The following is a 14159-nucleotide window of genomic DNA, read 5'->3' as shown; positions in this document are numbered from 1 at the left end:
CACTGTTGGCCATGGCAGGCGTCCGGTGCCGCCGGTGACGGTACCAGACGAGCGCCGGTATAAGCAGCAGGAGCAAAAGAAAATAGGGTGATGAGAATCGCAGCATGAATTCCTTGAATCACAATACTTAAATTACAAATAACAAATAAATCACAAAAAACGAAAACTCAAATTCCGAGCAGGGTCATACGATGTTTGCGGTTGCCCCTTGGATATGGGGATTTATTTGAGATTTAAGATTTGTTTTTTGGAACGTTTATCAATCATGGGAACGATCGCACTTTGTTCACCATGCTCTTTGTCATCCTCCTTACTAACCTGTTGCGTCGTCTTGCGCACAAATTCCCGGGCAAACGTCAGATCCGATTCCATCTGTTTCTCCACCGCCGTTTCGCTGCCGAACTTGACCGGATCCATGGCCCGGCAAAGGTTTTTCAGACAGTGGGCCAGGCTTTTATCGATCTTCAACCGATCGATGCAGGGCAGGAACTCTTCGGTGGTCATTTCCGGCGCGCCTACCGCGAAGCGCCCCAAAACATACTGCCGCAGGATGGCCGAAAGGCGGAAGTAAAAGGTTTTGCCGTCCAGCCGTCGCACATCGGCAATCTGGTCCAGGGCTCGCATGGCCGTCATTTCAGGGGGCAGTTCGGGAACGATGGTTTCGATGGCCCGGTTTTTTTTACGTTTCTTCCAGAACCACCAGCCGGCGGCCAGAATCACCACGGCGGCAAGGGCCAGCAGCACCGGAACCAGCCAGGGCGCATCGATTCCTATCGATACCGGCGGCTGGATGTCATGGATGTCGGTCATGGGGGCCGGTTCTGCAATTGCCTCTGCATCCTTCCCCTCACACCATGCGGGTGTGACCGAAACAACCGCCAAAATTAAAAAGCCAAGAATCATCATCGCCGCCGCCGCTCCCGGTACCGGAAATAGCGCACCAACGCGTCGGCCGCATCGCCGTCGGTAGGCATTTCGATGCAGTCCATGTCCATGGCCTTGTGGGTTTGCAGGATCTGCTCGTGAACCGCTTGGCGGCTGGCCTGAAATCGCTCGCGGGTGGTCCGGTCAGCGGCGTCCAGGTAGCGCATGGCCCCGGTTTCCAGGTCCTGGAAGGCGACGATGCCCCCGTCGGGCAGCCTGAACTCTCCTGGATCGGTAACCAGAACGCTGATCAGCTCGTGTTTCCTGGCGGCCGAACGTATCCGCAAGGTGGTGTTCCGGCCGAAGCCTTCGGTGAGAAAATCGGAAACCAGGAAGGCCACGGTGCGTTTGCGGCAGACCCGGGCCAGAAAATCCACTGCATCGACGATATCGGTGCCGGTGTGTTCGGGCTGGAAGGTGAAAATTTCACGGATGAGCCGCCATACATGGGCCGATCCTTTTTTGGGCGGGATGTAACGCTCCACCTGATCGGTGAAGAGAATGGCCCCGGCCTTATCGTTGTTGCGGATGGCGTTGAATGCCAGGATGGCTGCGATTTCAGCGGCGGTCTCGCGTTTGATGCGCTGCGTGGTGCCGAAGCGGCCGGAGCCGCTCATGTCCACCAGCAGCATGACCACCTGCTCCCGCTCTTCCCGATAGCGCTTGATAAAAGGCTTGCCCATGCGGGCCGACACCTTCCAGTCAATGCTTTTCACCTCGTCTCCGGGCGTGTACTCACGCACCTCCTCAAATTCGATGCCAGCGCCGCGAAACACCGAACGATACTGTCCGGCCATCAGTGTATTGACCATACGGCCAGTCTTGATGTGGACTTTCTTGATTTTCTTGATCAGGTCGGGGGAAAGCATGATTGCCCCAGGCGTTCGTCAATGCCAATTCAAGGCTTTTGATCGTTTTTATTGAAATGTAGACCGGGTGCCTGTTTTGAACCCTGAACTTACGGTACTTCCACCGAATCGAAGATGCGGCCGATGATCTGGTCCGTGTCGATATCTTCCGCTTCGGCTTCATAGGTCAGCAGGATCCGGTGGCGCAACACGGCCGGGGCGATGGTCTTCACATCCTGGGGCGTCACATAGGCGCGGCCCTGCAGAAAGGCGTAGGCCCGGGCGGCCAGGCTCAGGAAGATGGTGGCCCGGGGCGAGGCCCCGAACTGGATGTAATCGGCAACGTCGACATGGTAGGCTGCCGGGTTGCGCGTGGCGAAAACCAGGTCCACGATGTAGTCTTTGAGCTTTTCGTCCATGTAGACACCGTTGATCAACCCCCCGATGGACTTGATTTCCAGCGGGTTCAGCACCGGCTGCACGGCTTCCGCGGCGTCGAAACCGACCCGCTTCATGATCTCCTTCTCTTCGACCTTGTCCGGGTAATCAATGAGAATCTTGAGCATGAAGCGGTCCACCTGGGCCTCGGGCAGCGGATAGGTGCCTTCCTGCTCGATGGGGTTCTGGGTGGCCATAACCAGGAACGGGTCGGGCAGCGGGAAGGTGGTGTCGCCAATGGTCACCTGGCGCTCCTGCATGGCCTCCAAAAGTGCCGACTGGACTTTGGAGGGGGCCCGGTTGATTTCGTCGGCCAGGATGATGTTGTTGAACAGCGGGCCTTTTTTTATGCTGAAGTCACCGGTCTTGGGGCGGTATATCTCCGTTCCCACCAGGTCGGCCGGCAGCAGGTCGGGGGTGAACTGGATGCGCTTGAAGTCGGCGTGAACCGTATCGGCCAGGGCCTTGACCGCACTGGTTTTGGCCAGGCCCGGCACACCCTCGATGAGAATGTGTCCCCGGGTGAACAGCCCCATGAGCAGACCGTCGATGAGGTCCCGCTGGCCCACCAGGACTTTGCCGATCTCTTCCCGGATCCGGTTGACCACGAGATGTTTTTCTTCAATCTGCGCTTTCAGTTCTTCCAGTGGCAAGGCAGCCTCCTTTTGCCCGACGGTCGATTGTAAAACGGTTCGGTGGATTGCCGGCCGAAATCTGCCGGCATTTAAATCCACGGAAAATAAATAAGGAAACCGGTGTTGTCAAGGTAGTCGCAACCGTGACGACAACGGGGTCAAGCATGCCTAATTATTTGAATGGAATCAACATCGGGGTTGTGATAAAACAGGGGGTATCGTATTGGCCGACCATTCTGCAATCATCGCCCTGAGGGTAGGTGAATCATGAAAATCACCAGCATCCAGATGGAACGGCGGGACATGCCAAAAGCGGAAGCGACGGCGCACGCCCTGGCACTGGTGGATCAGGCATCGTCGAGTGATCTGATCCTGCTGCCGGAAATGTGGCCCTGCGGCTTTTTCCGTTTCGACCGCTACCCGGTCGACGCCGAACCGATCGACGGACCGTTCGTTCAAGCCTTCAGGGAAAAGGCTGCGTCGATCCAATGCCACATTCTGATGGGCAGTTTTGTCGAGCGGAATCCACAAGGACTGTTCAACACCAGTCTGCTGATCGACGCCCAGGGAGGCGTGACCGCCGTTTACCGCAAAATCCACCTGTTCGGCTACCAATCCAGCGAGCGCGACCTGCTTACCCGCGGCACCGAGGTGGTCGTGGCCGACACACCGTGGGGCAAGGCCGGATTGGCCACCTGCTACGATCTGCGGTTTCCGGAACAGTTTCGAAAAATGGTCGATCTCGGAGCGGTTTTTTTCCTGGTGGTCTCTGCCTGGCCGGCGGTCCGCCTGGACCCCTGGATTCTTTTTAATCGAGTACGCGCCATGGAGAACCAGGCTTTTCTCATATCGAGCAACTGCTCCGGTTCGGATGCCGGATCCCCTTACGCGGGGCACAGCATGGTCGTCGACCCGTCGGGCAACATCCTGGCCGAGGCGCGAGAGAAGGAATGTATGATCACGGCGGAAATAGACATCGATCAGGTGGCGTCCGTGCGGAATGCGTTCAGTGCGCTGCATGACCGGGTCGATCTGGGGTAGATTTTTTCCAACTCAACCAATCTTGAAAGGAGTTTTCTCATGTCGAAAAAACTGTGGGTAGCAGTCGGTCTGGTTCTGTGCCTGGTGTTGATCGCAAGCCCCGCGGCGGCTGTCGTGGAGCTGAACATCGCCACCACTTACAGCGGCGCCAATATGCACGCCGAAACCTGCCGCGAATTTGCCAAGCGGATCAACGAGGCGCTGGCCGGTGAAGTCGTCCTCACCGTCCACGAAGGCGGGGCCCTAGGGCTCAAGGACGAAGACCGTTTCACGGCCGTGGCCGACGGCATTGTGCCGATCCAGAGCGTGCTGATGGGTGCCGCCGTGGGCACATCGCCGATTTTCGGTCTCAGCACCTCGCCTTTTCTGATCAAGGATTTCAAGGAGGCCAAGCTTCTTCTCGACATCGTTCGGCCGCAATACGATGCAGAGGCCAAGAAGTTCAACCAGATCATCCTGTATACGGCACCCTGGCCGCCCAGCTCGATTCACGCCAACCGGCCGATTAAAAAATACGAGGACCTTCAGGGGTTGCGCATCCGGACCTATGACAAGAACGGTACCGAAGTCCTTAAAAAAGGCGGGGCCAACGCTGTTGTCATGTCGTGGGGTGATGTCTATCCCGCCCTGGCGACCAAGACCATCGACTCGGTGCTGACGTCCTCCCAGAGCGCCGTGGCCGGCAAGTTCTGGGAAGTGCTTTCGGACACCACCCGGGTCAACTTCGCCATCCCGCTGAACATGATCAATATCAACATGGACTCGTTCAATGCCCTGACGCCCAAACAGCAGGAGGTCTTTTTAAAGATCGGCAAGGAGATGGAAGTCCGCCAGTGGCAGATTGCCGAGGACGCCATGGTCAAGGACGAGAAGACCTGCGCCGACAACGGCATGACCATCACCACGGAAATTTCCGACGAACTGGCCGCCAAGCTGCGGGCCAGCGGTCAGGATGTCATTAACGACTGGCTGAAAAAGACGGGCAAGGTCGGTGAGGCGGTTCTGGCCAAGTTTGAGGAAGAACGCAAGAAGCTTAATTAGGAACGATCCTGTTCTCAACGGGGCCGTGATTGGCGGCCCCCCCTTTTTAACTGTGTGTTTTCAGTCCTCCCGCTGACGGCTCTACCCAGTGCCGACCTCAAGGGGGCATTTAAAGCGTCAAACCATGGATACTGATATGAACGCGTCACCCGAGGAGAGGAAACACCCGCTTTTTGCGGTTCTGGTGAGTCCGATCAACCGGCTTTCCGATGCCGGTGCCATCCTGTCGGCCCTGATTTTTTGCGGGATGGTTCTGTTGATCCTGGCTGAGGTTGTCCTGAGAAACTTCATGGGATCCTCCACCGAAGTCTCCGGCGAGTATTCGGGGTACGCCCTGGCGGCCATGATTTATCTCGGAATGGGATTTTCTTTCAGGGAGGACGCCCATATACGGATCACCTTCGTGCGGGAGCGGCTGGGGGCCATGAGCGCCTTCGTGCTGGAGGCTGCCTGCATGCTGTTCGCGATGGTTTTATCCGGACTGTCGTGCCTTTTCCTCGTTGAGCTGGTGTTGACGTCCAAGGCCCGCAATCTTACGGCCTACACGCCGGCCGAGACACCCTTGTACATCCCCCAGGCCATCGTCCTTGCCGGCATGGTCCTGCTGACCCTGCAGATCTTCGGCCGACTCACCGCACTGATCGTCGGGGGGGTCCAACAATTCAAACTCACCCACGGCGCCGGGAAAAATTGATGAACGTCACGCTTGTTACGGTAATGGTACTGCTTTTCGGCCTGCTGGGGTCCGGCGTATGGATCGCCATGTCGCTGATGGCTACGGCCGGCATATCGATGCAGCTTCTGACCAGCATGCCGGTGGCCAAGATCTGGGCGCAGGCCATGTGGAACAGCTTGAACAGCTGGTCACTGGCAGCCTTGCCGATGTTCATTTTTCTTGGGGAAATGATCCTGCGCACGCGGATGTCCGATCTTCTTTTCGAGGGGCTGCGACCGTTTGTTCAGATCATTCCCGGCCGCCTGCTGCACATCAACATCCTCGGCTCGGCGATTTTTGCGGCCGTTTCGGGTTCGTCGCCGGCCACGGCGGCCACGATCGGCAAAATCACCCTGCGCCAGTTAAATGAAGACGGCTACGACCAGCAACTCAGCCACGGTTCCCTGGCTGGGGCCGGCACATTGGGGCTGCTTATCCCCCCCAGCATCGTTCTGATCATTTACGGGGTGCTGGCCGAAGAATCCATCGGTCAGCTGTTCATGGCCGGCGTGATTCCCGGGTTGATGGTCGCCGGGCTTTGCATGAGCTACGTCATCGTCCGGGTCTTGCTGAACCCGAAACTGGCCCCGGTAAAAAGGGAAAAATTCGATATCAAGGCCAAATTCCTGGCGGTGGTCAAACTGCTGCCGGTGTCGACGTTGATCCTGTTCATCCTGGGATCGATCTATTCCGGCCTGGCTACGCCATCCGAGGCGGCGGCCGTCGGCGCCGTCGGGTCCGTAGTCGCCGCCGCACTGCTGGGAGACCTGAAATGGTCAAACCTGGTGGAAGCCATGAAAGGAACGATCAAGACCTCGGCCATGATCTGCTTCATCATTGCCGGGGCGAGTTTTTTAGCGGTGGCCATGGGCTACCTCAAGCTGCCGGCCCAGGTGGCGGCTTTCATCGGTTCCCTGGGCTTGAGCCCCTACATGCTGATCGCTATTCTGACCCTGTTTTACATGTTTCTGGGCTTTTTTCTCGATGGCATCTCGATGATCGTCATGACCCTGCCGATCACCCTTCCCCTGGTGGTTCAGGCGGGGTTCAGCCCGGTCTGGTTCGGCATCTTCCTGACGCTGGTCATCGAGGTCGGACAGATCACCCCGCCGGTGGGTTTCAATCTGTTCGTCATTCAGGGGCTGACCGGGGACCGGCTGGAAAACATCGCCATGGCCGCGGTTCCTTTTTTCCTGCTGATTTTTTTGGCCGTGATTCTGATCACCATTTTCCCGGTTATTGTCATGGTCCTGCCGATGCAGATGGCGGGATAGCGGTTGTTATCAACCACCGCGTCGCTTGTATCTGCATCCTGGCTCGTGTCGCCTATGGAAGTTAAAAGCGATAGAAATGGTTCGTGAACATAGAGAAAGGATACCCAGCCATGCGAGTCGAGCTTGAGTTGACAATCAACCGGTTGAATCGTGCGCCGGAACAGATCGTGTTCAGTGCCAAACGGATGTTCAACGCCGGTTGGGTCGGCAGGGACCGCAAGGCCCTGCAGCACCACATCGATGAACTGGCCGAAGTGGGGGTTGCGGCACCGAAAAATATTCCCACCCTGCTGGCGCTGGGCAACCACCTGTTAACCCACAGCCGTCACATTCAGGTGCACGGCCCGCAAACCTCGGGAGAAGTGGAGTGGGTCCTGTTGTGGCACCGGGGGGAGATCCTGGTGACCGTCGGGTCGGATCACACCGACCGCAGGCTGGAGTCGGTGTCGGTGGCCAAATCCAAGAACCTGTGCCTCAACGTCATCGCCCGGGAACTGTGGCCCTATGAAGAAGTCAAGGACCACTTCGACCAGCTGCAGCTGCACTGCACGGTCACCCGCAACGGGAAGGTGTCGCTCTACCAGGAGGATCGCTGCGCGGCGATCCTGCCTCCCGAATACTGGATAGAGGATCTTCAAACGCGCCTGGGCGGGCTCGGTGACGGCCTGGTGCTCTTTTCGGGAACGATCGGCACGGTGGCGGGTCTGGTCGCCGGCGACGGATATGACTTTACCATGTACGATCCGGTTTTAAACCGAACCGTTGGCCATGGCTACACCTGCGAGGTGATGGCCGGCGCCATAGAGACGTTTTAGGGGGGGGAGATGGCAACCACCAGCATGGACCTGAATTGTGACATGGGCGAGAGTTTCGGTGCCTACCATCTCGGGATGGACGCCTCCGTGATCGCTTACATTTCCTCGGCCAACATCGCCTGCGGGTGGCACGCCGGCGATCCCATGGTGATGGATCGCACCATCCGCATGGCCAAGGAGCACGGCGTCAGCCCCGGCGCGCATCCCGGATATCCCGACCTGATGGGGTTCGGGCGCCGGGAGATGACCCTGAGCCGCGATGAAATTCGCACCTACATGATCTATCAGATCGGTGCGCTGCAGGGGTTTTGCGCGGCTCACGGCCTGAAGCTCCGCCACGTCAAGCCTCACGGCAGCCTCTACCTGTCGGCCATTGCCAACGAAGAGATCGCCCGGGGGATCGCCGAGGCCATTACCGCCGTCGACCCGGAGCTTTACTACATGGCCCTGGCCGGCCAAAAGGGCGAACGCGTCGCCGACATCGGCAAAGCGATGGGCCTGAAGGTCATTCGAGAGGCTTTTCCGGATCGGGCCTATACCCCCGATGGCACCCTCGTCCCCCGCAGCCGGCCGGGAGCGGTGATCAAGGATCCTGCCGAGGTCGCTGCGCGGGCGCTCCTGATGGCCCGGGAAGGCGTGGTCGTTGCGGTCGACGGGAAACGGATCCCTTTGAAGGCCCAGACCCTTTGCGTCCACGGCGATACGCCGGGGGCCGTCGACCTGGTGCGGCAGATCCGCCAGACACTGGAAAAAGAGAACATCCGGGTCGCCCCCTTTGACGGCGGCCGCTGATGGACGCGGTGGCCGTGAACAGTCGACCTTTCGATCGACCGAGATTCCGCCTGGCCGGCGACAGGGGCCTGCTGGTGGAGTTCGGTGACGCCATTGCCCCTGCAATCAATCAAGCCGTGCGGGCGATGACCTTTGCGTTGGAGACGGCCGCGGTCCCCGGTGTCCGCGAAGTGATTCCCACCTACCGCTCTGTGGTCGTGGTCTACGATCCTCTGACGACCAACCCTTGCCTGCTCGAGACCCGCATTCTATCCCTGTTCAAGGGGATGGCCCGGATCGAGCCACCTCCACCGAAAGAAAGCGTCATTCCGGTTTGTTATGGCGGGGAATACGGCCCGGACATCGCCTTTGTGGCCGAGCATAACCGCATCGGGATCGATGATGTCATCCGCCTCCATTCGGAACCCCGCTACCCCATCTACATGCTGGGATTCTCCCCGGGGTTCCCCTTCCTGGGAGGGCTTTCGGAGAAACTGCACACCCCCCGGCTGACCTCCCCGCGAACCCGGGTTCCGGCCGGCTCCGTCGGTATTGCCAACAACCAGACCGGGATCTATCCGATCGCCAGTCCGGGGGGCTGGCAGCTCATCGGCCGCTCGCCCGTGCGGCTCTTTGATCCTGAACGGCCGAACCCCTTTCTCCTGCGCGCGGGCGATACCCTCCGGTTCGAACCGATCACCCCGGACGAGTACCGGCGACGTGCCGGCGGAGGCCAGGATGACTGACATCTTCGAGGTGCTGTCGCCGGGTGCCTACACGACCGTTCAGGATTTGGGACGATTCGGCTGGCAACGGTTTGGCGTGCCGCCCAGCGGCATGCTGGATGATTTCGCCGGACGCATCGCCAACATGCTGGTGGGTAATCCCGACACGGCGGCGCTGCTCGAACTGACCGTTTCCGGCCCTGTGTTGAAGGTCCTCGCCCCGGCGACCATCGCTTTGACGGGCGCGGACATGTCCTTTTCAATCAACGGCGCCCCGGCTTCAGGCTGGCGCGCGGTGCCCGTAAAGGCCGGAGATACGGTGAGCGTCGGCATGGCGAAAAGCGGTTGCCGCGGGTATCTGGCGGTTTCGCAAGGCATCGACGTGCCCTTGGTTATGGACAGCCGCTCCTGCTATGTCGGCGCGGCCATCGGCGGCTTCAAGGGAAGGCCCCTTCAGGCCGGTGATTGCCTGAGGCGCTGTCCCGGTGCGATCGACCATCCGGCGCGCCGGGTGCCGGAGGCGCTTGTTCCGGCTTATCCCACCGAGATTACCCTGCGGGCGATTCCCGGCCCTCAGGATGATTTCTTCGATCATGGCCTGGATGTCTTTTTCAACGCATGGTTTACGGTGTCTCCCCAGGCTGATCGCATGGGTTGCCGGCTCCAGGGGCCGGTTATCTCCCAGATCGCGGGCATGCCCCAGAGCATCATTTCAGAATCGAGCCTGCCGGGAGGCGTGCAGATACCCCAGGACGGGCAGCCGATCATCCTTCTGTGCGAACAGACCGTCGGGGGGTACACCAAAATTGCAACCGTGATCTCCAGCGACATTTGGCGTGTCGCCCAGGCCCTTCCGGGAGACCGCATTCGTTTTGAGCGCATCGGCATGGATGCCGCCCACGCCGTTTTTCGCAGCCAGGCGTCGCTTCTGGAGCGGATTCGCCACGAAATGAACCTGCCGGAGGCTGAACGGCGGTCCAGGCGCGATGGACCCCATCCCGTCGCCATTGACTGGAACGCACCGGACGTTCTGGATAAACTCATTCATTGGTTGTATCAGACGTAGTGGTCCCAGGTGCCGGGCCCAGGGGTGTCCATAGGGGTGGGCGACCCGAAAGCCTGAACCGCTGGCCGTCAGGACAGGTGGACTTCTTTCGGTTCCAAACCCGGGTCCGGGAAATATGTCAGCGTAACCTCGGCGGCCGCGGTGAGATAGGCGGGGGTGCCGTCCGCCCCCAGACGAAACGGCCGGTCGTGCCCCGGTACGATTTCGCTGGCGTTGGCCGCTACCCATTCATAGTTGCCGAGGGCGGCATCCTGGGAATAAAAAGCCGGCGGCGACATTCGGTTGGCGAAATCCCAGGCATTTTTTACGCCGTCACCGGCCATCAGAATCTTTTCCCTGGACAGAAAGAGGCCGGCCTGGCCGGGTGTGTGGCCCGGCAGGGCGACCACGCGCACGTCCGGAAAAGGCTCGCTGCCGTCGAGGACCGTCTCAAACCGGTTCTTCAGGCTCAGGATCGTGGTCGCCGGCACATAAGGATCCCGGCGCTGCCTGTATTCCCCGTCCAGGACATAGCGCAGTTCGCGTTCGCTCACCAAGAGCGGGATGTCTGCGAACAGATCGATGTTCTGGCAGTGATCGTAGTGCAGATGGGAGATAAACACGGCGTCCAGCGCCTGCGGGTCTATCGACAGCGCCTGCAGTCGCTCAATCAGCAGACTGCGATCGCCATAGGAGCCGGTATCGAAAAGAATCCGGAGGCCTCCGGTCTCGATCAGGGCAACCGTTGACCAGCCCAGTGCACCGCGGTTGGAAGAAACCGGGATGCCCGGAAGAAGGATGGTGTAACGCTGGCGCGTGCGGCCTGTTGCATCCTCGGCGCCGGTGGGTGTCACCTGTTTTTGCATGCAAGGATTCCTTTCGTCCGTGGGTTGGCGGGATCAGAAACGGGCCATCGTCGGGGCTTGATGCAGGTTTTTAGGGTTTTGCGTCATTGCACGATCAACTCAACGGCGGTCTGCGCCCAATCTACCAAAAAAGTCCCGGGTTGTCAGGGGCGTCTTCAGCGATTCTATTGCTGCCCGGCAACACCGAACGTTGAGTTAGAGGTATTTCAAGTCTATATAGACGATTTGAACCGCGACGGCGAGCGTTTTCCCGTCGCTTGCGGCGAATTTAGCCAGCGAACGGGGAATCGATTATCATCCTTACGGTGCCGCGACGCACGGCCGCTGCCGGCAGAGCATTTCCCGCGGCTTGTCGGGGGTGGGTATAATGCCGATTATGCCAACCATGGATTCGTTTGCGCCCTCCGCGAACCAGGCGGGCGCCGGTCCTTTTCCAATACATCGATGCGGCGGATAGCAGGGAGATTCAACCCACAATGCCTGAGTGGAAGAACCGCAAACCAGAAACCGTCCTGTTGCTGCTTTTGATCTTTCACTTGCCGGCAGGGGTGTCTGCCCGGGAAGATGGGATCCACGCCCCCATCATCATTTCCGGCCATCCCGACTACCCGCCCTTCATGTGGCGCGAAGGAGACCGCATCGTGGGGGTCTGCCCCGATCTGGCCGGTATGATCCTTACCCGCCTGGGCAAACCCTATGACAGCCGCTTTCTGGGGCCGTGGAAGCGGGTTCAGGAGAACGCCCGGTACGGCAGGGTGGATCTGATCGCCGGGATTTACCGAAACATTGAACGGGAGTCCTATCTGGACTTTTCGGAGCCCTATTGCGAGGACCCTACGTCCGTATTCGTCGTCAAAGGCAACACCTTTCCCCTCGCCGGCCGTCAAGATCTGGTGGACCATCGCGGGGTGACCCTCTTTGGCGACAGCTTCGGGGACAGCATGGACCGGTTCATCGAAAAAGAACTCAGAATGATCAGGGTCTACAGCGTGGACATGATGATCGACCATCTTTTGTCGGGAAAGGCGGAATACCTGTTTTTCGGGTACTATGCGGTGCGGATCACAGCCAATCGTTTAGGTGTTGGCCAGAAGCTCAGCGTTGCCAAGAAAGACATGGTCGTGGAAAACTTCTATTTTGCCTTTTCCAGGAAATCGCCTTACAAAGAACTGCTGCCGGCCATCAACCGGCAGATCCGAAGGCTTCGTGACGAAGGCCGGATCGATGTGCTGATCAACGACAACCTGAACCGATACATTCGTCAATCCCACTGAACCTGGCCCGTCGGCCATTCATTCCGGTTTAACAGAAAGGACCTTCCGCTGCCGCCCATGACCATCGCACTGATTGCCAATCCCAGCGCCGGGGGTCGAAAAGGAGCCCGAATCATCCCCCAGGTGGAAAAGCATCTTGACCGACACCGTATCGACTACCGGATTTTCATCACCCAGCACCATACCCATGCCATCGATATCGCGCGCCAACTGGTCCTTTCACGCTACAATGGCGTCGTTTCTTTAGGCGGCGACGGGACTAATTTCCATGTTCTCAACGGCTTGTTGAAGTATCACGACCCTGCCCGCCTGCCCCCGCTGGGCATCATCCCCGTGGGCAGCGGAAACTCCTTCGCCCGGGACCTGGGCATTTGTACCACTGCAGACGGCATCCGGGCGTTGACCGCAGGAGAAACGCGGCCGGTGGACGTGTGCAGTTTCACCCAGGATGGGCAGCCCTGGTTTTTCGTCAATCTCGCCGGATTCGGCTTTGTCACCGATGTGGCTCAGACGGCCCATCGATTGAAACGGTGCGGCGATTTCAGCTACGTCCTGGGAGTCTTTCACCGGATGCTGGGGTTGCGGTTTCACCGGATGCAGCTGGAAATCGATGGTCGGCGAATAGAAGGGGAAAACTGTTTCGTTGAATTCTGCAACTCCCGGTACACCGGGGGCAGGATGCTCATGGCGCCGGATGCGGCGATCGACGATGGCTGGTTCGACGTGGTGGTCGTGGGACCGATGACCCGCCGGTCATTGATGGCCGCCTTCCCAACAATTTTCAAAGGCACCCACGGGCGGCATCCGGCGGTGAATTTTTACCGGGCCAGGACGGCTTCGGTGGAAACCGATCCGCCCAAGCCCCTGTTGCCGGATGGCGAGTTGTTCGGATCCACGCCGACCCGGGTTGCCATTCATCCCCGATGGGTCAGGTATTTCGCATGAAAAGGCTGCAGTCCGCACTATTGTGGGTGACAGGGTCGCTCTTTTTTGTGCTGACCTTCGTCATTCTTTCCGCCGGTCTGTTCCTGCTGTCCCGGGAGCGGGTGTTTACCCTGGCCCGGTTCCTTTTTTCCGTGCAGATCAAAATAATGGGTATTCGGCTCAAGGTAACGGGACTGGACGGCCTGGATCGGACGCGGACCTATCTGATCATGGGCAATCACCAGAGCCTGTTCGACCTGTTCGTGATTCCTGCCGCCATCCCTTTGACCTATGTGGCCGTTGAAGCGGCTTACCACTTTTCGATACCCTTGTGGGGCAGTTTGGTCACCCGCTGGGGGTGCATCCCGATTTATCGAAACAACCTGGAGAAAGCCAAGCAGAGTCTTGAGATCGCCAGGCAGCGACTGCGTGAGGGCAGTTCCATCATCATTTTGCCAGAAGGCCATCGCACGCTCACCGGCAAAATCGGGCCGTTCAAGAAGGGGCCCTTTCACCTGGCACGCCAGGCCGGCGCCGACATCCTTCCCTTTGCTATCAGCGGGCTGTTTGACTATCACCCCAAAGGGACCTTTCACCTGAATCCCAAACCGGTTCGGGTATCCATCGGGCCTGCGATTGCCTATGCGACAATTGCCGATTTGACGCCGGAACAGCTGCGCGACCATGTGCGCCATGTCATCGCCGACCTGGCCTCCTGATGCCGGTTTGGCATACCGTCCGATATCTTCGAGACCCTTCATCCCCCGTCGCCGGGACCCCGATCTGAGCCACAGCCCATTGGATGGACCGCTGCATGTTGCAT

General features: G+C 59.1%; 15 protein-coding genes. 11 read left to right on the top strand and 4 right to left on the bottom strand.

All coding sequences use genetic code 11. From position 1 onward, the window contains the following. Positions 1-222: 222 nt before the first annotated feature. The 3 genes from ACZCED_RS20345 to ACZCED_RS20335 all read right to left on the bottom strand — a co-directional run bounded on the left by ACZCED_RS20345 (position 223) and on the right by ACZCED_RS20335 (position 2863). Positions 223-810 (bottom strand): DUF4381 family protein, encoded by a 588-nt coding sequence (locus ACZCED_RS20345; RefSeq protein WP_462967810.1) that lies wholly within the window; start codon positions 808-810, stop codon positions 223-225. 92 nt (positions 811-902) lie between these two features. Next, a complete protein-coding gene (locus tag ACZCED_RS20340) occupies positions 903-1793 on the bottom strand; it encodes a DUF58 domain-containing protein (protein ID WP_462967809.1) in 891 nt (296 codons plus the stop codon). An 89-nt stretch (positions 1794-1882) separates the two neighbouring features. Continuing rightward, on the bottom strand, positions 1883-2863 hold the full coding sequence (locus ACZCED_RS20335) for an AAA family ATPase (protein WP_462967808.1): 981 nt from the start codon (positions 2861-2863) through the stop codon (positions 1883-1885). A 249-nt stretch (positions 2864-3112) separates the two neighbouring features. On the opposite strand from ACZCED_RS20335, the gene ACZCED_RS20330 reads away from it, so the two are divergent. The 8 genes from ACZCED_RS20330 (at position 3113) to ACZCED_RS20295 (ending at position 10293) form a co-directional block, all read left to right on the top strand. Then, complete coding sequence (locus ACZCED_RS20330) at positions 3113-3886, top strand: nitrilase-related carbon-nitrogen hydrolase (RefSeq protein ID WP_462967807.1); 774 nt, start codon at positions 3113-3115, stop codon at positions 3884-3886. Between the two features lie 39 nt (positions 3887-3925). Continuing rightward, positions 3926-4927 carry a TRAP transporter substrate-binding protein gene (locus tag ACZCED_RS20325; protein WP_462967806.1) on the top strand — a complete coding sequence of 334 codons (1002 nt, stop codon included), beginning with the start codon at positions 3926-3928 and terminating at the stop codon, positions 4925-4927. A 136-nt stretch (positions 4928-5063) separates the two neighbouring features. After that, on the top strand, positions 5064-5621 hold the full coding sequence (locus ACZCED_RS20320) for a TRAP transporter small permease subunit (RefSeq protein WP_464861572.1): 558 nt from the start codon (positions 5064-5066) through the stop codon (positions 5619-5621). After that, positions 5621-6916, top strand: coding sequence for a TRAP transporter large permease (locus ACZCED_RS20315; protein WP_462967804.1), 1296 nt, complete (start codon positions 5621-5623; stop codon positions 6914-6916). Before ACZCED_RS20320 ends, ACZCED_RS20315 begins: the two co-directional genes overlap by 1 nt. Positions 6917-7026: 110 nt before the next feature. Then, complete coding sequence (locus tag ACZCED_RS20310) at positions 7027-7731, top strand: DUF2848 family protein (protein ID WP_464861571.1); 705 nt, start codon at positions 7027-7029, stop codon at positions 7729-7731. A gap of 9 nt (positions 7732-7740) precedes the next feature. Then, entirely contained in the window at positions 7741-8523 is a 783-nt protein-coding gene (locus ACZCED_RS20305) for a LamB/YcsF family protein (protein ID WP_462967802.1), read from the top strand. Positions 8524-8537: 14 nt separating this feature from the next. After that, positions 8538-9248: a 5-oxoprolinase subunit PxpB gene (pxpB, locus tag ACZCED_RS20300; RefSeq protein WP_462967801.1), complete on the top strand. Its 711-nt coding sequence runs from the start codon at positions 8538-8540 to the stop codon at positions 9246-9248. Beyond that, positions 9241-10293, top strand: coding sequence for a 5-oxoprolinase subunit C family protein (locus tag ACZCED_RS20295; protein ID WP_464861570.1), 1053 nt, complete (start codon positions 9241-9243; stop codon positions 10291-10293). The genes pxpB and ACZCED_RS20295 overlap by 8 nt, the downstream gene beginning before the upstream one ends. Positions 10294-10361: 68 nt before the next feature. Here ACZCED_RS20295 and ACZCED_RS20290 read toward each other — a convergent pair whose 3' ends face one another. Further along, complete coding sequence (locus ACZCED_RS20290; protein WP_464861569.1) at positions 10362-11138, bottom strand: MBL fold metallo-hydrolase; 777 nt, start codon at positions 11136-11138, stop codon at positions 10362-10364. Between the two features lie 476 nt (positions 11139-11614). On the opposite strand from ACZCED_RS20290, the gene ACZCED_RS20285 reads away from it, so the two are divergent. The 3 genes from ACZCED_RS20285 to ACZCED_RS20275 are packed head-to-tail and all read left to right on the top strand — an operon-like array spanning position 11615 to position 14055. Continuing rightward, positions 11615-12412, top strand: a complete 798-nt coding sequence (locus ACZCED_RS20285; protein ID WP_464861568.1) for a substrate-binding periplasmic protein — start codon at positions 11615-11617, stop codon at positions 12410-12412. 57 nt (positions 12413-12469) lie between these two features. Then, positions 12470-13357 carry a diacylglycerol/lipid kinase family protein gene (locus tag ACZCED_RS20280; protein ID WP_462970553.1) on the top strand — a complete coding sequence of 296 codons (888 nt, stop codon included), beginning with the start codon at positions 12470-12472 and terminating at the stop codon, positions 13355-13357. Continuing rightward, entirely contained in the window at positions 13354-14055 is a 702-nt protein-coding gene (locus ACZCED_RS20275; protein WP_462970554.1) for a lysophospholipid acyltransferase family protein, read from the top strand. The genes ACZCED_RS20280 and ACZCED_RS20275 overlap by 4 nt, the downstream gene beginning before the upstream one ends. Positions 14056-14159 lie beyond the last annotated feature (104 nt).

This window comes from Desulfosarcina sp., assembly GCF_055467485.1.
This window is presented reverse-complemented; position numbering and strand designations above follow the sequence as displayed.

Coding starts and splice junctions, on each gene's coding strand:
- ACZCED_RS20345 (WP_462967810.1), bottom strand. CDS start 810: ATGACCGACATCCATGACATCCAGCCGCCGGTATCGATAGGAATCGAT.
- ACZCED_RS20340 (WP_462967809.1), bottom strand. CDS start 1,793: ATGCTTTCCCCCGACCTGATCAAGAAAATCAAGAAAGTCCACATCAAG.
- ACZCED_RS20330 (WP_462967807.1), top strand. CDS start 3,113: ATGAAAATCACCAGCATCCAGATGGAACGGCGGGACATGCCAAAAGCG.
- ACZCED_RS20325 (WP_462967806.1), top strand. CDS start 3,926: ATGTCGAAAAAACTGTGGGTAGCAGTCGGTCTGGTTCTGTGCCTGGTG.
- ACZCED_RS20320 (WP_464861572.1), top strand. CDS start 5,064: ATGAACGCGTCACCCGAGGAGAGGAAACACCCGCTTTTTGCGGTTCTG.
- ACZCED_RS20315 (WP_462967804.1), top strand. CDS start 5,621: ATGAACGTCACGCTTGTTACGGTAATGGTACTGCTTTTCGGCCTGCTG.
- ACZCED_RS20310 (WP_464861571.1), top strand. CDS start 7,027: ATGCGAGTCGAGCTTGAGTTGACAATCAACCGGTTGAATCGTGCGCCG.
- ACZCED_RS20305 (WP_462967802.1), top strand. CDS start 7,741: ATGGCAACCACCAGCATGGACCTGAATTGTGACATGGGCGAGAGTTTC.
- ACZCED_RS20295 (WP_464861570.1), top strand. CDS start 9,241: ATGACTGACATCTTCGAGGTGCTGTCGCCGGGTGCCTACACGACCGTT.
- ACZCED_RS20290 (WP_464861569.1), bottom strand. CDS start 11,138: ATGCAAAAACAGGTGACACCCACCGGCGCCGAGGATGCAACAGGCCGC.
- ACZCED_RS20285 (WP_464861568.1), top strand. CDS start 11,615: ATGCCTGAGTGGAAGAACCGCAAACCAGAAACCGTCCTGTTGCTGCTT.
- ACZCED_RS20280 (WP_462970553.1), top strand. CDS start 12,470: ATGACCATCGCACTGATTGCCAATCCCAGCGCCGGGGGTCGAAAAGGA.
- ACZCED_RS20275 (WP_462970554.1), top strand. CDS start 13,354: ATGAAAAGGCTGCAGTCCGCACTATTGTGGGTGACAGGGTCGCTCTTT.